The 20,587-nt window shown below is 61.0% G+C and carries 19 protein-coding genes; 9 read left to right on the top strand and 10 right to left on the bottom strand.

Annotated features, from left to right (window positions below; translation table 11 throughout):
• Positions 1-11: 11 nt before the first annotated feature.
• Entirely contained in the window at positions 12-653 is a 642-nt protein-coding gene (locus Q4577_RS15950) for a TetR/AcrR family transcriptional regulator (protein WP_303470781.1), read from the bottom strand.
• A 124-nt stretch (positions 654-777) separates the two neighbouring features.
• Between Q4577_RS15950 and Q4577_RS15945 the strand changes: the two genes are divergently transcribed.
• From Q4577_RS15945 to Q4577_RS15920, 6 genes are all read left to right on the top strand, one after another.
• Positions 778-1,668: an oxaloacetate decarboxylase gene (locus tag Q4577_RS15945; protein WP_303470778.1), complete on the top strand. Its 891-nt coding sequence runs from the start codon at positions 778-780 to the stop codon at positions 1,666-1,668.
• Positions 1,669-1,799: 131 nt separating this feature from the next.
• Entirely contained in the window at positions 1,800-2,774 is a 975-nt protein-coding gene (gene mbfA / locus Q4577_RS15940; protein ID WP_303470776.1) for an iron exporter MbfA, read from the top strand.
• A 100-nt stretch (positions 2,775-2,874) separates the two neighbouring features.
• Positions 2,875-3,837, top strand: coding sequence for a DMT family transporter (locus tag Q4577_RS15935; RefSeq protein ID WP_303470774.1), 963 nt, complete (start codon positions 2,875-2,877; stop codon positions 3,835-3,837).
• An 88-nt stretch (positions 3,838-3,925) separates the two neighbouring features.
• The gene (locus Q4577_RS15930) at positions 3,926-4,855 is read left to right on the top strand and encodes an AEC family transporter (protein ID WP_303470772.1); all 930 of its coding nucleotides are present in this window, start codon (positions 3,926-3,928) and stop codon (positions 4,853-4,855) included.
• 99 nt (positions 4,856-4,954) lie between these two features.
• Positions 4,955-5,782 (top strand): S-formylglutathione hydrolase, encoded by an 828-nt coding sequence (gene fghA / locus Q4577_RS15925; protein ID WP_303470770.1) that lies wholly within the window; start codon positions 4,955-4,957, stop codon positions 5,780-5,782.
• Positions 5,783-5,786: 4 nt separating this feature from the next.
• On the top strand, positions 5,787-6,245 hold the full coding sequence (locus tag Q4577_RS15920; RefSeq protein ID WP_303470768.1) for a YaiI/YqxD family protein: 459 nt from the start codon (positions 5,787-5,789) through the stop codon (positions 6,243-6,245).
• Between the two features lie 157 nt (positions 6,246-6,402).
• On the opposite strand, the gene pheS is transcribed toward Q4577_RS15920, so the two are convergent.
• From pheS to pyk, 5 genes are all read right to left on the bottom strand, one after another.
• Positions 6,403-7,476 carry a phenylalanine--tRNA ligase subunit alpha gene (gene pheS, locus Q4577_RS15915; protein ID WP_303470766.1) on the bottom strand — a complete coding sequence of 358 codons (1,074 nt, stop codon included), beginning with the start codon at positions 7,474-7,476 and terminating at the stop codon, positions 6,403-6,405.
• A 170-nt stretch (positions 7,477-7,646) separates the two neighbouring features.
• A complete protein-coding gene (gene rplT / locus Q4577_RS15910) occupies positions 7,647-8,012 on the bottom strand; it encodes a 50S ribosomal protein L20 (RefSeq protein ID WP_244685036.1) in 366 nt (121 codons plus the stop codon).
• A 13-nt stretch (positions 8,013-8,025) separates the two neighbouring features.
• The gene (gene rpmI, locus Q4577_RS15905) at positions 8,026-8,226 is read right to left on the bottom strand and encodes a 50S ribosomal protein L35 (RefSeq protein ID WP_244685027.1); all 201 of its coding nucleotides are present in this window, start codon (positions 8,224-8,226) and stop codon (positions 8,026-8,028) included.
• Between the two features lie 246 nt (positions 8,227-8,472).
• On the bottom strand, positions 8,473-8,694 hold the full coding sequence (locus Q4577_RS15900) for a hypothetical protein (protein WP_303470763.1): 222 nt from the start codon (positions 8,692-8,694) through the stop codon (positions 8,473-8,475).
• Positions 8,695-8,722: 28 nt separating this feature from the next.
• The gene (gene pyk / locus Q4577_RS15895) at positions 8,723-10,168 is read right to left on the bottom strand and encodes a pyruvate kinase (RefSeq protein WP_244685022.1); all 1,446 of its coding nucleotides are present in this window, start codon (positions 10,166-10,168) and stop codon (positions 8,723-8,725) included.
• Between the two features lie 153 nt (positions 10,169-10,321).
• On the opposite strand from pyk, the gene Q4577_RS15890 reads away from it, so the two are divergent.
• Positions 10,322-11,062 (top strand): N-formylglutamate amidohydrolase, encoded by a 741-nt coding sequence (locus tag Q4577_RS15890; RefSeq protein WP_244685020.1) that lies wholly within the window; start codon positions 10,322-10,324, stop codon positions 11,060-11,062.
• Here Q4577_RS15890 and Q4577_RS15885 read toward each other — a convergent pair.
• Entirely contained in the window at positions 11,059-11,661 is a 603-nt protein-coding gene (locus Q4577_RS15885; RefSeq protein ID WP_303470759.1) for an outer membrane lipoprotein carrier protein LolA, read from the bottom strand. The two genes, Q4577_RS15890 and Q4577_RS15885, sit on opposite strands and share 4 nt — an antisense overlap.
• 214 nt (positions 11,662-11,875) lie before the next feature.
• Here Q4577_RS15885 and Q4577_RS15880 point away from each other — a divergent pair, with 214 nt between their 5' ends.
• Positions 11,876-13,171 (top strand): PD-(D/E)XK nuclease family protein, encoded by a 1,296-nt coding sequence (locus Q4577_RS15880; protein WP_303470757.1) that lies wholly within the window; start codon positions 11,876-11,878, stop codon positions 13,169-13,171.
• 62 nt (positions 13,172-13,233) lie between these two features.
• Here Q4577_RS15880 and Q4577_RS15875 read toward each other — a convergent pair whose 3' ends face one another.
• The 3 genes from Q4577_RS15875 to Q4577_RS15865 all read right to left on the bottom strand — a co-directional run bounded on the left by Q4577_RS15875 (position 13,234) and on the right by Q4577_RS15865 (position 19,180).
• Positions 13,234-16,479 carry a DNA translocase FtsK gene (locus Q4577_RS15875; RefSeq protein ID WP_303470755.1) on the bottom strand — a complete coding sequence of 1,082 codons (3,246 nt, stop codon included), beginning with the start codon at positions 16,477-16,479 and terminating at the stop codon, positions 13,234-13,236.
• Between the two features lie 2 nt (positions 16,480-16,481).
• Positions 16,482-17,678, bottom strand: a complete 1,197-nt coding sequence (locus Q4577_RS15870; protein ID WP_303470753.1) for an aminotransferase class I/II-fold pyridoxal phosphate-dependent enzyme — start codon at positions 17,676-17,678, stop codon at positions 16,482-16,484.
• Between the two features lie 173 nt (positions 17,679-17,851).
• On the bottom strand, positions 17,852-19,180 hold the full coding sequence (locus Q4577_RS15865; RefSeq protein ID WP_303470751.1) for an amidase: 1,329 nt from the start codon (positions 19,178-19,180) through the stop codon (positions 17,852-17,854).
• A gap of 71 nt (positions 19,181-19,251) precedes the next feature.
• On the opposite strand from Q4577_RS15865, the gene Q4577_RS15860 reads away from it, so the two are divergent.
• Positions 19,252-20,514, top strand: a complete 1,263-nt coding sequence (locus Q4577_RS15860; protein ID WP_303470749.1) for an FAD-dependent monooxygenase — start codon at positions 19,252-19,254, stop codon at positions 20,512-20,514.
• The last annotated feature ends 73 nt before the right edge of the window (positions 20,515-20,587 follow it).

The raw sequence follows: 20,587 nt of genomic DNA, 5'->3' as shown, positions 1-20,587 counted from the left end.
CGATGGCGGCGTCAGACGCCGTAACGGGCCATGAAGATGTCCAGCGCGCCGGTGATCACGCGGTCAATCTCTTCCGGCGTGATCCGGTCAGACACATTGAAAATCATGCGCGGCCACAGATCGGCCTTGCACAATTCGCTGAACTGATCGGCCGCCAGATCGAGATCCGTGATGTCGAGTTCGCCCCGCTCGACCGCTCCGCGCATGTAATCCACCAGCGCCACCCGCATCACGGCCGGACCAGAGTTATAGAACTGGCGGCCGAGGTCGGGAAAGCGATCCGCCTCTGCCACGCAGATGCGGAAAATCGACATGCCGAAATCCGACAGGATGAACCCGAGGAAATGCCGGGCGACCTGATCCAGCACTTTGCGTGGCGGGCCGTTTGCGTCGATCACCGCGATGGCGGTGTCGGATTGGCGGCAACATTCGCAGGAGGCCACCTCGGTAAACAGCAGCCTTTTGTCGGGGAAATAGCTATAGAGCGTGGCCTTGGACACCCCGGCGGCGCGGGCGATGTCATCAACAGAGGCCCCTTCGAAGCCCTGCGCCAGAAACACCTCGCGCGCGCCCGCCAGAACCTGGTCAAACTTGCGCCCTCGGCGGATTTGCGATGGATTGGTGGTTTTGGCCAATTCGGCGGTCGGGCTCATTCTTGCGGCTCCTTGTGTGATTAACTTATAGACTGTTCGGTTTAGTTTCAACAGCCGCGCGTTCACCTTTGTCGCCCGATGCCCCGCTTTTGTGGTAGGGTGAAATCCAGCAAAGGAGTGTCCTATGGCGGACCAATATTCGGGGCAACACATGGGCCAGCCCCCCAGCCCAGTGTCAGAGCAATATCGCAAATACGAGGTCTTCAAGGCGCTGCATGCTGCCAAAGGCGCCTTTGTCATCCCCAACCCCTGGGATGCCGGCACCGCCCGTATCCTGACCGCCATGGGGTTTTCGGCCCTGGCCACCACCAGCGCGGGCTATGCCTTTTCCGCCGGCAAACGCGACAGTTTCGCCAGCCTGTCCCGGACCGAGCTTCTGACCAATGCCGCCGCCATTGTCGAGGCGACCGACCTTCCGGTCACGGCGGATCTGGAGGATGGGTTTGGCATTTCCCCCGGTGATTGCGCCCGCACCATTGCCGAGGCGATCAAGATCGGGCTTGTTGGCGGCTCGATCGAGGATGCAACCGGCTATCCGAATACGCCGATCCATGATCTTGTCCTGGCCACGGAACGGATTGCCGCCGCCGCCGAGGCCTGTCGTGGCCAGCCCTTTCTTCTCACTGCGCGGGCCGAGAATTTTCTGTGGCAACGCCCGGATCTGGACGATACGATCCTGCGGCTTCAGGCGTTTTCCAAGGCGGGGGCGGATGTGCTTTATGCCCCCGGTCTGCGCGACATCGCGGCAATCCGCACGCTTTGCGATGCGGTCGACAAGCCGGTGAATGTGCTCATGGGGATTTCGGGGCCGAATTGTTCCGTCAGCGAATTGGCCGCGGCCGGCGTCAGCCGGATCAGCGTTGGCGGGTCTTTTGCCCGTGCCGCGCTTGGCGGATTTTATCGGGCGGCCTCTGAGGTGCTGGACCAGGGCACATTCACCTATTCCGAACAGGCCACAGAGGACGGATCAGTGGCGGCGATGATGGCACAGGGCCGGTTGGACAGGCATAATTAGGATCTGGCAAAATTAAGGATCGGCAAAATTAGGGCGGGCAAAATCAGGATCTGGCGAAAATTCCGCAACCAGATCTTGCCATGTCCGGGCGCATCGCTATGTTTAGAATCATTCTAATCTAGGGGCACCCCATGCGATTCCTGACCCAGCGCCGCCATTTCTCTGATCTGTCCGAACAAGAGGTGCTGGCGCTTGCCATCTCGTCAGAAGAGGACGACGCGCGCATCTATCGGATGTACGCCGAACGTCTGCGCGCCGATTTTGCCGACAGCGCGGCGGTGTTTGACGGCATGGCCCAGGAAGAAGACAGCCACCGCCAACAGCTGATTGCATTGCACCGCGCCCGGTTCGGCGAGGTCATTCCACTGATCCGTCGGGAACATGTGGCGGGATATTACGCCCGCCGCCCGGTATGGCTGATCGAGAATCTCGGGCTTGACCGTATGCGGGACGAAGCCGCCGCCATGGAACGGGATGCAGAACGGTTCTATCTGGCGGCCGCCAAACGCACCACCGACGCCGACACCCGCAAATTGCTGGGTGATCTGGCGGCAGCAGAAGCAAACCATCAGGACAGCGCAACCCGGCTGCAAGACACCCACCTGGACCCAGAAGCGCGCGAAACCGAAGACAACAGCGCCAAACGCCAATTCCTTTTGACATGGGTGCAGCCCGGCCTTGCGGGGCTGATGGATGGCTCTGTCTCCACCCTCGCGCCGATTTTTGCGGTCGCTTTTGCCACCCAGAACACCTGGACCACGTTTCTGGTTGGCCTGGCGGCCTCGGTCGGGGCCGGAATTTCCATGGGCTTTACCGAGGCCGCATCCGACGACGGCCAATTGTCCGGGCGCGGCTCCCCCCTCAAACGCGGCATCGCGTCGGGGGTGATGACCACCCTGGGCGGGTTGGGGCACGCCCTGCCCTATCTGATCCCGGATTTCTGGACCGCAACCAGCATTGCGGTGCTGGTGGTCTTTGTCGAACTTTGGGCAATCGCCTGGATTCAAAACCGTTACATGGACACCCCAATGCTGCGCGCGGCGTTTCAGGTCGTGCTGGGCGGGGCGCTGGTTTTCGCCGCGGGTGTGTTGATCGGATCGGGCTAGGCGCAGGCCCGGATCTGGTCTTATCCGCAAGAAACGGATCGCGCCAAAACCATCTGCAAGTTAGCTTTGTCCGGCAACAGTTCGCCCGGAAAGGCAGAAAATGAACAGACCACCCCCGCCTACGATGGATCTCAAGGCCAGCATGATGTTATTGCTGCTGGCTGCCGTTTGGGGAGGCTCGTTCTTCTTTGCCGAAGTGGCTCTGACGGAACTGCCGCCGATGACGATCACGTTGCACCGCGTATTCTGGGCAATGACCGCCCTGGCCTGTGCCCTACGGGCCCGGGGCGCCCGTCTGCCCCGCCCTGGGCGGATTTGGGGGGCGTACCTCGTCATGGGGGCGTTAAACAACGCGATTCCATTTTCCCTGATTTTCTGGGGGCAAACACAAATTGACAGCGGCCTTGCCTCTATACTGAATGCGACCACTGCCATGTTCGCCGCCCTGATGGCTGGCTTGCTTTTGAAAGATGAACCTCTGACATTCAAACGCATCGCGGGGGCAACACTCGGGGTTGTGGGCGTGGCGCTGATCATGGGGCCGTCGGCAGTGACCGCATTCAGCCTGCACAATTTGGCGCAACTCGCTGTGCTGGGTGCAACCATGTCTTATGCGCTTGCCGGGGTATGGGGGCGCAGCATGCTTTCGGATCAACCGCCGCTGGTCAATGCATTCGGTATGTTACTTGGCAGTACCGTGCTGATGATCCCGGCCGTTCTTGTGCTGGATGGCCCGCCGAACCTTTCACTGTCTATGGGGGTTTGGGCGGCACTTCTTGGGCTCTCCACGCTTTCGACGGCGCTGGCCTATGGGCTGTATTTCGCAATTCTGGCGCGGGCCGGGGCGGCCAATCTGCTTTTGGTGACATTGTTGATCCCGCCCTTTGCAATTGCCTTGGGGGTTGTTTTCCTGGGCGAAACCATGGCGCCGATAGCCTGGTTTGGATTTGCCGTCATTGGCATCGGCTTTGCCGTAACTGACGGCCGCTTGTTTGCGCGCTTTGCCCGCTCGGGACGACGTGGGGCCAAGAAGGACCTGCGAAAAGCACCGGGAAACCCATAGCCACGGCGCCCGCGGGCACCAGATCAGGTTTCAGGACCAAAGCGCCCTTTCAAATTGACCCTGCCCCCCAAGATGCTATCGGTGGGTCATGCTGGCGATCTTTCTTAAAACACTGCCGTTCTTTGCCATCATCGCCCTTGGCTATGGGGCGGCGCGCACACGGTTTTTTTCGGCCGAGGCCACCGCCTATCTCACCAAATTTGTCTTCTACTTCGCCTTGTCGGCGATGTTGTTCCGCTTTTCCGCCAACCTGTCACTGGCCGAGGTCTGGGACAGCCAATTGGTGCTAGCCTATCTGACCGGCACGGCGGCGATCTATGTGGTGGCGACCGTCATCGGCCTGGTCCGCCGGATCGGCATCGAACAAACCGCGGTCGAGGCGCAATGCGCCGTGATCGGCAACACCGGCTTCCTTGGTGTGCCGATGTTTGTCTTACTGTTCGGCGAAGACGCAATCGGCCCGGTGATGCTGGTGCTTTCGGTCGACCTGATTGTGTTTTCCTCGCTGATCGTGATCCTGATCACCGGCGCACGCGATGGCCGCATGTCTCTGGGCGTGTTGCGCACCGTGGGTCTGGGGCTGGTGAAAAACCCGATGATCGTGTCGATGGTGCTGGGCCTATCCTGGGCCTCGACCGGGATGCCGTTGCCAGAGCCCGCAAATGAATTCGTGGTCATACTTGGCGGGGCCTCCACCCCCGGCGCGCTGTTTGCGATCGGCGCCTCGCTGGCGTCGAAATCGGCGGAACGGGTCACCATTGCCGGCTATCTCAGCTTCTGCAAACTGGTGTTGCACCCCGCCGCCGTGGCGCTGGCCGCGCTGGTGCTCTTTCCGGTGGATGCCTTCACCGCCACCATCATCGTCTCTGCCGCGGCGCTGCCGGTGGCGGGCAATGTCTATATCCTGGCACAACATTACGGCGTCGCCCCGCAACGTGTCTCTGCGGCCATCCTGTTTTCAACCGCTGCTTCGATCCTCACCCTGCCCTATGTCATCGCCTGGATCACCGGCGTCTGAGGTCCAAGGCTTGACTTGCCCAGAGCCTGGGTCTTCTTCTGTTCTTAAATATCCCCGCCGGAGGCTCCCGGCGGGACAACGAAAAAAAGGCTTGTCATCATGGAAATCACATCCGAAAACCGCGCCTTTGGCGGCCGCCAGATTGTCGCCAGCCATCTGTCAGAGGTCTGTAATTGCGACATGACCTTTGCCCTTTTCCTGCCGCCCCAGGCCGCAGACGGCCCCGTGCCCGTGATCTGGTTCTTGTCCGGGCTGACCTGCACCCATGAAAACGCCATGACCAAGGCCGGTGCCCAGGCCTGGTGCGCAGAACAGGGCGTCGCGATGGTGTTTCCCGATACTTCGCCACGTGGTGCGGATGTCGCCAATGACGCGGCCTATGATCTTGGTCAGGGCGCGGGATTTTATGTCGATGCCACCGAAGCGCCCTGGGTCGATCACTTTCAAATGGAAAGCTACGTCATGGACGAACTGCCCCGTGTGTTGTTCGCCAATTTCCCGCTGGACGAAGACCGGCAATCCATCACCGGCCATTCCATGGGCGGGCATGGCGCGCTGACGCTGGCGATGAAATATCCCGGCCGCTTCTCCAGCGTGTCGGCCTTCTCGCCGATCTGCAACCCCTCTGACAGCGATTGGGGCTGCAAACAATTCACGGCCTATCTCGGCGAACATGCCGATTGGGAGGCACATGATGCCAGCCGCCTGATGCGCGAAGACGGCATTGACGTGCCGGTGCTGATCGACACTGGCACCGAGGATCAATTCGGCGACCTGCTGAAAACCGAAGCCCTGGCCAAAGCCATGGTGGATCAACGGGTCGAACATGTGTTGCGGCTGCAAAAGCACTACGATCACAGCTACTTCTTCGTGGCCTCTTTCATGAAAGACCATGTCGCCTTTCATGCTGATGCCTTGCGGCGCTGATCACATGGCGCTGTACATCGACGCCGACGCCTGCCCGGTCAAGGACGAAGCGGAAAAGGTCGCAACCCGCCACAAATTGCAGATGTATCTGGTGGCCAACGGCGGGCTGCGGCCCTCGCGCAATCCCTTTGTCGAGCTGGTGATTGTCGCGGATGGCCCGGATGTGGCGGATATGTGGATCGCCGACCGTGCCGGACCGGGCGATGTGGTGGTGACCGGCGACATCCCTTTGGCCGCCAAATGCGTCGCCAGCGGCGCGCAGGTGCTGCGCCATTCGGGGGAGACCTTCACCGAAGCCAATATCGGCCAGCAACTAGCGATGCGCGACCTGATGTCCGATCTGCGGGCCGCAGATCCATTTCGTCAGGGCGGCGGCAAACCGTTCTCGAAATCAGACCGATCCCGGTTTCTGGATGCACTGGAACGCGCTGTGCGCACCGCCAAAGCGCAAGCTCCCAATTAGATCGAAAGCCGCCACAGCGGGATCTTCATCTGACCATAAATATCCCGGGGGTTTGGGGGCTGGCCCCCAACCTGTCGGCCCGCGCAGGCGGGACGAAACCCATCTGCGCCCGATCACCTCGCCCCCGATTGCGACGCCATAGTCTGGCCGGGCTGGCTTAGCGGCTCAAGCCACCATGCAGGTTCGGCTGCTCCAATGCGGCAAAACCATAGTGACGCAGCCACCGCAGATCGCTGTCGAAAAACGCCCGCAAATCGGGGATGCCGTATTTCAGCATCGCAATCCGGTCGATGCCAATGCCAAAGGCAAACCCCTGCCAGACATCGGGATCAATCCCGCCGGCCTTCAGCACATTGGGGTGCACCATGCCAGAGCCGAGGATTTCCAACCAATCGTCACCTTCGCCGACTTTCAACTGACCGCCCTCCCAGGAGCAGCGGATGTCGACCTCTGCCGAGGGTTCGGTGAAGGGAAAATGCGACGCCCGGAACCGCAGCTCCACGGCTTCGACCTCGAAGAACGACCGCAGGAATTCTTCCAACGTCCATTTCAGTTGCGCCATGGAAATATCGCGGTCAATCGCCAGCCCCTCGACCTGATGGAACATCGGGGTATGGGTCTGGTCGTAATCGGCGCGATAGACGCGGCCCGGCGCGATGATGCGGATCGGTGCGCCTTCTTTTTCCATGGTGCGGATCTGCACCGGCGAGGTGTGGGTGCGCAGCACATGCGGCGGGCGATTGTCGCCGGCTGCACGGTGCATATAGAATGTATCCATCTCGGCCCGCGCCGGGTGGTGACCGGGAATATTCAGCGCGTCGAAGTTATACCAATCGCTGTCAATCTGCGGCCCTTCGGCCACCGAAAAGCCCAGCTCGGCAAAAATCGCGGTGACCTCTTCGCGGGTCTGGCTGATCGGGTGGATGGTCCCCTGACGCCGATCGCGTGCGGGCAATGTCACGTCCAGCCATTCGCCGCGCAGCCGCTCTTCCAAAGCGGCATCCCCCAGCGCCGCCTTGCGGGCGGCAAGGGCGGAATTGATTTCGTCCTTCAGCGCATTCAGCTTCGGGCCCATCACCTGGCGCTCTTCCGGGGTCATCTTGCCCAAGCCGCGCATTTGCAGGCTGATTTCGCCTTTTTTGCCCACGGCCTGAACCCGCAGCCCTTCCAGGGCGGCCTCGTCACCGGCATCGGCAATCAGCTGAATATACTTGTCGCGCAGATCGTCCATTTCTGACCCCCAGAGGTGATTTCGGCATTCCGCCCCAAGTAAACCCATGGCTTTGGCTGTGCAAGACCAGCAATGGCCGTGACTGGCCGCAATCCGGAATGTTCACCCCGAAACGCAAAAGGCCGCCCCGAAACGGGACGGCCTTGCAAACTTTTATGGTGCTCTCAGCCTCAGGCTGGAAGCGCGCCTTTTGCCTGGGCGGCAATGGCGTTGAACGCTTCGGGTTCATGCACGGCCAGATCGGCCAGAACCTTGCGGTCCACTTCGATCCCGGCCAGGGCCAGACCATTGATGAAGCGCGAATATGTCAGCGTCTCATCATAGGCGCGTACAGCGGCGTTGATCCGTTGGATCCACAGCGCGCGGAACGAACGCTTGCGTGCCTTGCGGTCACGTGTGGCGTATTGGTTGGCCTTGTCGACGGCCTGGCGTGCAACCTTGAAGGTATTCTTACGGCGACCGTAATAACCTTTCGCGGCTTTGGTGACTTTCTTGTGACGGGCGTGGGTAACTGTCCCACCTTTTACGCGTGCCATATGTCAGGTCTCCTCAGCGCGAATAGGGCATCATCGGGCGAATGATCTTGGCATCCGCCTCGCAGAGGACGGTGGTGCCGCGTGCATCGCGGATGAATTTGGTGGAACGCTTGATCATGCCGTGGCGTTTGCCCGCCTGGCCAGCCTTGATCTTGCCCTTGGCTGTCACTTTGAACCGCTTTTTGCAGCTCGACTTTGTCTTCATCTTGGGCATTTCGGTCTCCTTTGGTTCGGAAATTTTGCGCACGACTCGGCATGCCACTTCGGCCGGCCGCGCGATGGAAAGCGCCGTATAGTTCGGCTTGGCACGATTGCCAAGCGCAAATGCGGCTGTTTCGGAAATTGACCGCCCCCGGTGGGGCGAGCGGGGTAGAAAAGGCAACGGCGCCGACCGACAGGCCAGCGCCGCTTTGATCATGCCACATTAAACATCTGTTCAATGCGCCCGGAGTGTTGGCGATCAGATGAACCGACCGACCACCCGGTAAAACACTTCTGGCAATTGATCCACGGTATAACCGCCGGGATTGCCGGTGATCGCAAAAACGATCAGCCCGCCGCCGACCAGCACCGCAATGGCAGCCGCGCGCGGGGCGCGACCGTCGCTGAGGGCCGAGATGATCGATGGCACGGCCAAAATCGCAATGAAACTGCCAATGACCAAGGCCAGATCTGTATCCATGGAACGTTCCCTTCGAATTGCGGGAAAGTTACTCTGGATCGGTGTTGAAAATCAAACGTTCATCACAGGGGGCAACGCGCAAGATATTGGTTGTACCCGAAACATTGAACGGCACACCCGCAGTGACCACAATTTGATCTGTTTCCGAAGCAAGCCCGCTGGCACGTGCCGCACGGGCGGCATTGACCACCGCCTGCTTGAACCGCTCCATATCGCCGGTCTTGACGCAGAGACATCCCCAGGTCAGCGTCATGCGCCGCGCTGTGCCCAACCGGTTGGTCATGGCGATGATCGGCACGCGGGGCCGTTCCCGCGCCACCAGCGCCGCGGTGGTGCCGGAGGAGGTGAAGCAGCAGATCGCCTTGACGTTGGTGGTTTCGGCGATTTCGCGCGCGGCGGCCACGATCCCGTCAGCGACGGAGTGGCGTTCGGCCTTGCGGCTGGCTTCGATCACATCGGTATAGGTCGGGTCGCTTTCGACCTCGATCGCGACGTTGTCCATGGTTGTCACGGCTTCGATCGGATAATCACCGGCGGCCGATTCCGCGCTCAGCATGATGGCATCGGCGCCTTCATAGATGGCGTTGGACACATCCGACACTTCGGCGCGGGTGGGCATCGGGCTTTCGATCATGCTTTCCAGCATCTGCGTGGCCACGATCACCGGCTTGGCGGCTGCGCGGCATTTGCGCACCAGACGTTTCTGGATCGGCGGCACGTTCTGCACCGGCAGTTCCACGCCCAGATCGCCGCGCGCCACCATGATTCCGTCCGAGGCATCAAGGATTTCGTCGAAATCCGCCACAGCGGTCGGTTTTTCGATCTTGGAAATCAGAGCGGCCCGGCCATTGGCCAGATCCCGTGCTTCCCAAACGTCGCGCGCGCGCTGGACAAAGGACAGCGCGAGCCAGTCCACACCCAATTCGCACACGAATTCCAGATCCTTGCGGTCCTTTTCCGACAGAGCCGCCAGCGGCAGCACCACGTCCGGCACGTTCACGCCTTTGCGGTCGGAAATCATCCCGCCGGTCACCACGGTGCAATCGGCAAAATCCTTGCCGCATTTGCTGACTTTCAAACGGATCTTGCCATCGTTGACCAGCAGGTGCGATCCCACTTCCAGCGCGGCAAAAATTTCGACATGCGGCAGGCAAACCCGGTTGACGTCGCCCGGCGTCGGATCAAGATCAAGCCGGAATGCCGCGCCCTGAACCAGGTCCTGCGGGCCATCGGCAAAGGTGCCAACGCGCAGTTTCGGGCCCTGAAGGTCGGCCAGAATGGCAATCGGGCTGTCCAGATCTTTTTCGATCTGACGAATGATCTTGTGGCGTTCGGCGATCTCTTCATGGCTGCCGTGGCTCATATTCAGCCGGAAAACATCGGCTCCGGCCTCGTGCAGCTTGCGGATCATGTCATATGTATTGGACGCAGGTCCAAGGGTGGCTACGATTTTAACTTTACGGTCACGTTTCATGGCGCATCGGCCCTTTCGTAGTTGGCTGATACATCGTGCAGGCAGCAGCGATGTTATCGCTAACGAATTACACCCGCTCTATGCACCACTTCGGCCTCGCAGACAAGCGCGAGGCACGCTACATATCGCTGTATCACATTACGAAGAGATGACATGAGCTTCCACCCTTATTGGATCGACGGCCCGGAAAGACCCGGTCGCTGGCTGGTAACCTGCGATCACGCGACAAATGTAGTCCCACCTGCGGTAAATGGGGGCGATCTGGGAATGGACCCGGCGGATATGCGGCGCCACATCGCATTTGACCCCGGCGCGATGGGGGTCAGCCGCCATTTGGCGGAGCTTTTGAACGGTCCGGCGCTGTTCGCCAATTTTTCCCGGCTGGTGATCGACCCGAACCGGGGCGAAGACGACCCGACCCTGTTGATGAAGCTTTATGACGGCACCATCATCCCCGCCAATCGCCATGCCGATGCGGCCGAGGTCGAGCGCCGGTTGATCGCATATCATCGGCCCTATCATGCGGCATATGATGATCTGGTGGCGCAAAGACCGGACCGGGTGATCTGTGCGGTGCATTCCTTTACGCCGCAGCTTCAGGCACGCCCGCCCCGCCCCTGGCATATCGGCATTCTATACGCCCATGACGACAGGTTGGCCTTGCCGCTGATCGAGCGCCTGCACCAAGAGCCCGATCTTTGCGTTGATGGCAATGTGCCCTATTCCGGCCATCTGCCCGGCGACAGTATTGAACGTCATGCGCTGGCGACGGGGTTGCCGAATATCCTGATCGAGCTGCGCAACGATCTGATTGCAGAAGAGGCCACGCAACGCGCCTGGGCGGAACGGCTGGCGCCGATCCTGGCCGAGGTTCTGGATCAAACCGGGCTTTAACGGCGCAGTTTTTCGATCTCGGCAATGATCGAAAAGATCGTATGCGGCACGCTGGCGGATTCATCGAGATCGCCGAGAATCACGGTCGTGCGCCCGCCGCCATCATCCTGAATCACCCATTGGCGCAGCTGTATTGGATCGGCGGTGAACACCAGATCAATCGTGCCGATTTCCGGGCGTTTGGGATCATGGGCGCGCACGGTGGTCGCGGTGCCGTCATAGGTATGCCCCGTCACCATGTTGGCCTGTGTCAGATCTACGGTTTTGGCCAGAATGACGTTCAACGGCGTGTTGGTGACCGGGTAACGATCCGGCGGGCGTTTGGTCTTGCGATCAAAAATCGCCACCTCACCGCCAGAGGCCAGCACCAGCGCCTGGGCCGGCGGATTGTAGTCAAACCGCATCATGCCGGGGCGGCGGATCGAAATCGTGCCGGTCGAGATAGAGCCATCATCGTTGATCTGGGTGAAATCACCTTTTGCACGCTGCAAGGTGTTCAGATAGGTCGAAACCTCTGCCAGGGACAATTTGTCGGCGCTTGCGGGCAAGGCCAGCAGGCCAGTGACAAGAGCGGCGGCCAGAATTCGGATCATCGTCATATGTCTGCTCATGTGTCCGTTGTTGTGGCTGGGGGCAGTGCCACCCCCGGGAGACATAATATCGGCGTGACATGCCGAACCGGCAAGCCCCATCAGCAATTCTCCGCGAAACGTGACATTGCAGGAGCGCAAAGTGCCTGCATGATCGATGCCTTGACCGCCTTCCGCATTTATTATTGAGTGCCGGGGAATTTCAGAACGAAAGATTTCCCGAATGAATGAGCGCCACGGAGATCTGCATCAGAAGATTTCGGATCTATTCGACGGCGCCGGCGCATCGCAGTTGGATCTGGTTGCAAGACATGTCAGACATTTTTGCCCGTTTGAGGCAATTGGCATGGCACGGCAAGAGATCAGGCATTCAAATTTCCTGTCCTATATCATGGACCCCGGACGCCCGCATGAGATGGGTGATCTTATCCTTCGGACGTTCTTCCAATTGCTGTGCGACAAATCCGGGGACAGAGGCGCGCAGTTGAAACTGGCGCAGAATGGGACATCGCTGGCGCCGGCGCGTGTCTATCGAGAGCGCGACCATATTGACCTGCTCATCGAAATTCCACGCAGCGGCACAAAGGGCATTGTGATTGCGGTCGAATTGAAGGTCGATGCCGTGGAACGCAACGACCAATTGGTCGATTACGAAGAAAAGGTCGCCCTGCGATATCCGGCGACAGATTGGGAGCGGCTGTTTTGCTTTCTCACCCCGGATGGCCGGGCCGCCACGACAGACGGAGAAACCAAATGGGCCGCCCTGTCCTTCACAAGCTTTTTCGCCAGCATTGACAAGGCTTTGGCCGAAAACACCATTGCGGGAAAAAGTCTTGAATTGTTGCGCGACTATCAATCCATGATGCGGAGGCACGGCATGGCCGACGGACCGATCGACAAGACGCTGAAAGCGGCAATTGAATCAATCTGGGCGGAGCATCGCGAAGTCCTGGAATACCTGATCGCGCATGAACCTGACCCGTTGAACGATTTGATGCATGACTTTGCAAATGCGCAACCGCAGATTGCCCATGACATGAGCGCGGCACTTGGTCTGTCGATTGTTGCCGATTCATCCTGGGGCGCGCGTTGGTATCGCTTCACATTCCCGGAATTTGGCAAAACATACCCGGCGCTTTCCGATGGGGACCGTGGCTGGATAGATTCCGGCAGCCAAATGGCCGTGGAATTATGTGCCGATACACAAGAGGATGCCATTACTGTCTGCTTCTGTATTGGGCCGGGTCATGGCGAACAGATATTCAGACCCAAATTGATCGAAGCTTTTAACGAGATTGGCCAGTATCGCCACAAACCTTTTACCAAAAGCGTGAAACATTATTGGCGTCAGAATTTGTTGACGACAGACAGTCTGAGCGATGCAGAAAACGGATTGGAAAAGCTTCAATCCGAGCTTGTGCAATATGTGGAACGGCATCTGCCAAAAGTAAAAGCCGCGTTGATCCGGGCGCAGGACGCCCATGGCAAAGCCGACGATCCCGCAGCCCAGTCGATCTGAGACAGGCGTAGCTGATCAGCTGAAAACGCCGCTCTGCACGGGTATGCAGAGCGGCGGTTGGTTTATTGTTCCGGCACCAGAATTTCACGTTTGCCGACATGGTTGGCCGAGGAGACGACGTTTTCGTCTTCCATCTGTTCGACCAATCGCGCGGCTTTGTTATAGCCGATGGCCAGTTTGCGCTGGATATAAGACGTGGAACATTTGCGGTCCTTGATGACAATCGCCACCGCCTGATCATAGAGCGCATCTTCGCCGCCGGTGTTGCCGCCGGTATTCAGGCCCAGCACCGCGTCGATGTTTTCGGCCTTGTCATCATCTGGTCCCGACACCACGCCACCGACATAGGCGGGCGGGCCGAAGGCCTTGAGGTGATTGACGATTTCTTCGACTTCCTCATCCGAACAGAACGGGCCGTGGCAACGCACGATCTTCGATCCGCCGGCCATATAGAGCATGTCGCCCATGCCCAGAAGCTGCTCTGCGCCCTGTTCCCCAAGGATGGTGCGGCTGTCGATTTTCGAGGTGACCTGAAACGAGATCCGGGTCGGGAAGTTCGCCTTGATCGTGCCGGTGATGACATCGACCGAGGGCCGCTGTGTCGCCATGATCAGGTGAATGCCGCTCGCCCGCGCCATTTGCGCAAGGCGTTGGATGCAGGCCTCGATTTCCTTGCCCGCGACCATCATCAGATCGGCCATCTCGTCGACGATCACGACGATAAAGGGCATTTTCTCGGGTTGGGTTTCCTCGGTCTCGAACACTGGTTCGCCGGTGTCATCGTCAAACCCGGTCTGCACCGTGCGGCTGAACATTTCGCCCTTGGCCAATGCATCGTTCACGCGGGAATTATAGCCGTCGATATTGCGGACGCCCATTTTCGACATCTTGCGATAGCGTTCTTCCATCTCGCCGACGACCCATTTCAGCGCAACAACCGCCTTTTTCGGGTCGGTCACAACCGGCGACAGAAGATGCGGAATGCCGTCATAGACCGACAGTTCCAGCATTTTCGGGTCGATCATCACAAGGCGCAGATCATCAGGCGACAGTTTGTAGAGCAGCGACAGGATCATGGTGTTGATCGCCACCGATTTACCCGACCCGGTGGTCCCGGCGATCAGAAGGTGGGGCATCTTGGCCAGATTGGCCACCACCGGCTCGCCGCCGATATTCTTGCCCAGCGCCAAGGGCAGCGCGCGGTTGCCATCGCCGTAATCGCGGCCAGACAGGATTTCGCGGAAGGACACCATTTCGCGTTTTTCGTTCGGCAGTTCGATACCGATCACGCTGCGGCCCGGCACGGTCGAAACCCGCGCAGACAGCGCCGACATCGAGCGCGCGATGTCATCGGCCAGACCGATCACACGCGACGCTTTCAAACCCGGCGCGGGCTCCAGCTCGTACATGGTGACGACGGGACCGGGGCGAACCGAAACGATTTCGCCTTTGACGCCATAGTCATCCAGCACGGATTCCAGCATCCGGGCGTTTTCTTCCAAGGCTTCATCGGACAACACATGGCGTTCGATCTGCGAAGGATCGCCCAGAAGCGCCAGCGGCGGCAGTTCGTATTCCACCTGGGATTGCTCCACAAAACCCAATTCCGGCTGCGCTTCGGCCTTGGCCCGGCGGGACATCGGGGTGGGTTTGCGGATCGGTTGCTGTACCACTTTTTTGACTTGTGCCGGTGCGGCGCGCAACGGCGGCTGGGCAGCGGGGGCATGTGGCGTGGCCGGTTCGGTCACCGCCCATTCATCGTCTTCCGGCGCAACAAATCCCGATGCATCATCATCGTAATCCGGGTCGATCTGCCAGGGATCGGTTTCCGGTTGGGCGGGCTGTTGCGGTGCCGGTTGCGGTGCGGCCGGTGCTGCGGGAACGGCCATGCGGGCCGAGTGCGCGGCGGCCTCCTGGCCGGTGGCGGCAGCAGCGGCAACAGCAGGGGCGGCAACAGCAGGGGCAGCAACGGGGGCCGCCATCGGAGCGGACACCGGGCGGGTCACCCGGGGGGCAGATGGTGCCTGTGTCTGGGCCGGAGACTGGGCCGGTTGGTGATGGTGATCTGGCTGCGCGGTTTGGGCGGTCTGGGCGGGCATGGCCGCCTGTGCCGGGGGATGCGCAGGGGCATGGGCCGCGGTCAACGGTGGTTCCGATTTGAACGGCTCTCCCGGTGCCACCCGCGGTTCATTGCGGAAAATCAACGGATCGGGGCCACGACCGCGACCTTTGGTCAGGGGGGCGACAGATTCAATCTGCACCTCTGGATGGCGGCGCACCCGATCCTTGATCACCGAAGTGATCTTGGCCTTGATCCGATCATCGCCCGGCATTTCAACGTCGACACCGGGGCCATAGCTTTCGATCAGCTCGGGCGACGGCATTTCTTCGGGCACCGGTTCGGCCCGCCGGATAAGCGAAGGCATCCGCGCCAAGAGACCGGGTTTTTCCGGTTGGCTGTGCGGGGGCACCTCTTCCGGGACGGGCGGCACATAGGTTTGCGCGGCAATGGGCGCGGCTTGGGGGATCTGGGCTGCGGTATCGGTTTCGATCACCTGCTGGGCTGCCCATTCCTCGGCCTGGCGGCGATCTTCTTCGCGGCGCGCACGGCGTTCGGCCTGTTGCGTCTGGACACCTTTTGCGGCCCAAACCGCCCCGGCGGCCCCACGCCCCAGAAGGTTCAGGATCATCGCATAGGCCATGATCATACCCACCAACAGGAAACGCCCGATCCGGCGCACCTCTGGCAGGGTGAAGCCAAGCACAAAGGCCCCGACTGCAAGAATGGCCAGGCCCATGATCAGCGACGCCAATTTGACCACCAGCGACGAGCCGACCGGCATCGCGGTCAGAATCGAGCCCAAAACGGTGTCACCAAACAACCCGCCCAGACCAAAGGCATGCGACCACCCCGGCCCCGGCACCAGCGTCGCCGCATAAACCGCCGCCAGCGCAATGGCGATTGGCGCGAAAACCGCGCGGCTCATCGCCCGCTCTGAGCCGATATGCAGGGCAAAACGGAACCCCCAGGCCAAAAGCGATACCGCGACGCCCCAAGCGCCCCAGCCCACAATCATGAACAATGGTGCGGCAATCGACGCCCCGGCGCGCCCCATCCAGTTCTGGACCGGCGCATCGGTGGCGGACATCCAGCTGGGATCATCCGGGGTATACGACGCTATCATCGCCGCCGCCGCCAGCCCCAAGAGGATAAGCACAATGCCAATAAGCTCCTTGCCGCGTTTTTCCACCGCTGCCTGGGTATTGCTATCGAGTAGCGGATCACGTCCGCGAGCTTGAAACGCCATTGTCACCTCACCTCGTACAGACAGTCGCGCAGGCGGATCAACCCGCGTCGCATGTCATTTATTGGGGCCACCATTGCGACCCGGATGTATTCTTTGCCAGGGTTGGCCCCGGCCACGTCACGCGACAGATAGGCACCGGGCAACACCCGAACGCCCGTGTCCTGCCAGGCCTTCAGGGCCGCCGCTTCGCCGTCGGCCACCGGCAGCCAAAGGAAAAACCCGGCCTCTGGCCCGGCATATCCGGGCACATCGGAAAAAATTTCGTCCGCGACATCATATTTTGCCTGATACAGCGCGCGGTTTGCCACCACATGCGCCTCATCCGCCCAGACCTGTTCGCTGACCTGTTGAATCGGCAGCGGCAGCGGCGCACCGGCATAGGCGCGCAATTGTTTGACCCGCGCGATGCTCTTGGGGCCACCGGCGATAAATCCGGACCGCAACCCCGGCAGGTTCGACCGTTTCGACAGCGAATTGACCAGCACCACCCGTTCCGGGTCTGTGCCCAGCTCTGCTGCGACCTCCAGCACCCCGGTTGGGGCGGTGTCGCGGTAAATTTCGGAATAACATTCATCCGCGACAATGCGGAAATCGTAACGCTCGCTCAGCGCAATCAAGTCCCGCCAATAGTCACGCGATGCAATTGCGCCCTGGGGATTGGCCGGCGAACAGATATAGACCATCGCCACCCGGTTCAGCACATCCGCCGGCAGCCCGGCATAATCCGGAAGATGCCCGGTTTCCGCCGTGGCCGGCACAAAGACCGGCTGCGCCCCGACGGACAAGGCCCCGATCATGTAGACCTGATAAAACGGGTTCGGGGTCAGAATGATCGGCTGTTGACCGTTTTTGGTTTCCGGGCACAGCGCCATGGCCAGATTATACAGCGCCTCGCGCGTGCCATTGGCCGCCATCACCTGGGTTTCGGGATCAAGCGTCACACCATAGCGCCGTTTGCCCCAATCGGCGATTGCGCATCTCAGCTCTGGGGTGCCGTCGTTTGGCGGATATTTTCCGAAACCTGCGATGTTCCGGGCCAGAATGTCGCCGACAAAGTCCGGAAAGGCATGTTTCGGCTCGCCGATGGTCATATGCAACACATCCTCCGCAAACGCCGGTGCGGGCGGATGCGGGTCCAACAGCGCGCGAAGGCGCGGGAATGCATAGGCCGGTAGGTTCGAAAACCGCTCGGGGAACATGGGGTTACTGCTTTTTACTGCCTCGGATACGGGGTCGTTTTCGCCCCGATTACCCCTCAGGGTAGTTCACAGCCCCGCCGCCGTCCAGCAAAACGCGCGCAGGGAAAAGGGTTTGTGGCATTTGGGCACATATTGACCGCAAAACGCCGACCTTCCCTTGCGTCATTTTGACCTCAGGCCAGCGCTGATTCGGCCGCCACCCCAAGACGCAGCAGACGGGCCTCGTTCATCGGGGGCGCAAGCATCTGAAGGCCACAGGACGGCACCCCGGTGGGCAGGGTCAGCCCGCAGCCCCCCATCAAGTTGCCAATCCGGGTGTTGCGCAGCGTCAACAGGTTTTCGGTCACATAATAGGCGTCATCCGTCAGCAAACGTTCCATATCCGGCGGCAGATTTGCCGCCGTCGGCGTCAGCACGGCATCATATCCGGCCACGGCCCTGTTCCAGGCCGCGCGGCAACGGTGCAGCTTTTGCCAGGCCGCCATGACATCCGGCGCATCAAAGCTCGCGCCGCTGCGAAACCGTTCGAGAATGCGGGGAAACATCTTGTCCGGGGCGGCTTCGATCACGTCTTTCCAGGTGGCATAGGCCTCTGGCGAGAACAGGACTGCGGACAGGTCCATCGCCTCGGCCAGTTCAGGGATTTCGATTGTCTCTACCAGGGCGCCCGCGTTGCGCAGCCGGTCAAGCGCGCTTTGAAAGGCCGCGCCGGGTGCGTCGCGCAGGTCGTCCATTGCCACGGTTTTCAGGACCGCAAACCGCCGCCCTTGCAACGTCGCACCGCGTAAATCAGCGGGTTTCCGGCCCTCAAGCGCGGCCAGCAGCAACCCGGCGTCTTCGACCGTGCGGGTCAGCGGGCCAACCGTGTCAAAAGAGGCCACCAAGGGCACCACGCCCCGCGTTGAAACCCGGCCATGGGTGGTTTTGAGGCCAACCAAATCGTTCCAGGCCGCCGGGATACGCACCGATCCGCCAGTGTCCGATCCAATCGCCGCTGCCGCCAACCCATAGGCCACCGATGTCGCCGCCCCCGACGACGATCCGCCCGGCACCGCGCCGTCGCCATTGACACAGGGCGGGGTTGCGGTGATCGGGTTCAGCCCCAGGCCGCTGAAGGCCAGCTCGCTCATGTGGGTTTTCCCCAAACAGACCAGACCCGCGGCGCGGGCATTGCGCAGCACCTCGGCATCATGGTCCGGCACCCGGCCGGCCAGCAACGCCGATCCGGATTCCGTGGCGGTGCCGGCGCTGTCAAACAGGTCTTTCCAGCTGATCGGCACCCCGTCCAGCATCGACAGACGCTGACCGGCCTTTGCGCGGGCGGCTGCGGCGGCGGCCTCGGATCGGGCGCGGTCCGTCGTCACCCGGGCATAGGTCGTGGGGCCATGCTCATGTTGCGCGATCGCCTCGAGGTGGGCTTCGGTCAGCGCCACCGGGTCAATTGCACCGGCGCCGATCCCCTGGCCCAGTTCCGCCGCCGTCATCCACAGCCAATCTTGCATCCTGACACTCCCCATTGGGCCTCAGCCGGGCCAAAATTCTGTCGCGGGCCACGGTAGCGGCAAGCCGTCATATGGACAATCCCGCCAACAGGGTCATATTCGCCGCCATGACATATGACAGCGATCTTCTGATTATTGGCGGCGGGTTGAATGGCCCCCTGCTGGCATTGGCGGCGGCGCAGGCCGGGTTCACCGCCACGGTGATTGATGCCGCCGACAGCGCGACCCAGCGGTCCGACAATTTTGATGGCCGCTCTTATGCGCTGGCGCTGGCGTCACAGCAGATGCTGACGGCGCTGGGGCTTTGGGACACGTTGGCGGCAAATGCACAGCCGATGCTGGACATCAAGGTGTCGGACGGGCGGGCCGGTGAAGGGCCGTCGCCGTTTTTCCTGCACTTCGATCACCACGAGATCGAAGAAGGCCCGATGGGGTTCATGGTCGAAGACCGCTATCTGCGCCGCACCCTGCTTGACGCAGTGGCGGCAAACCCGCTGATCCGCCATATGACCGGCGCTAGGGTGGTGGCCCAATCCTGTGACATGCTGCGGGCCGAGGTGACGCTGGCCAGTGGACAGACGGTGACGGGTCGTTTGATTATCGGCTGTGATGGGCGCAGGTCGGGCACCGCCAGCCGCGCCGGCATCACAAGGACCGGGTGGGATTATGGCCAGACCGCGCTTGTCTGTGCCATTGCCCATGAAAAGCCGCATCACGGCTGCGCCCATCAGTTTTTCATGCCGCCCGGGCCGCTGGCGATCCTGCCGCTGACCGGCAACCGCAGTTCGATTGTCTGGAGCGAAAGCCACGATCAGGCGGCCGCAATCAATGCCCTGTCCGACGCCGACTATCTTTCGGTTTTGCGCCCACGGTTCGGCGATTTCCTTGGGGAGATATCCCTTGCCGGGGCGCGGTTCACCTATCCCCTGTCGCTGTCACTGGCCAGTGGGTTGACTGCGGATCGGCTGGCGCTGGTCGGTGATGCCGCGCATGGCATCCACCCCATTGCCGGTCAGGGGTTGAACGCCGGTTTCCGCGATATCGCGGCGCTTGCCGAGGTGATGACCGATGCCGCCCGTCGGGGCGAAGACATTGCCAGCCCGATGGTCCTGTCGCGTTATGCGGAATGGCGGCGGTTTGACATCGCCAGTCTGGCCGGGGCGACAGATGCATTCAACCGGCTGTTTTCCAACGACAATGCCCTGCTGCGTGGTCTGCGTGATCTTGGCATGGGGCTGGTCAACGCCGCCCCGACGCTGCGCCGGACCTTTATCCGCGAGGCTGCGGGGCTGACCGGGGATTTGCCGCGGTTGTTGACGGGCAAACCGCTGTGAGCGGTGGCGGGATTGGGGGCCAATTGGGGGGCAGCTGCCGAACGGCAGGGTAAACTGTGGGCCAGCCGCCGAA

The sequence above is a fragment of the Marinovum sp. 2_MG-2023 genome, from assembly GCF_030548265.1.
GTDB lineage: Bacteria > Pseudomonadota > Alphaproteobacteria > Rhodobacterales > Rhodobacteraceae > Marinovum.
This window is presented reverse-complemented; position numbering and strand designations above follow the sequence as displayed.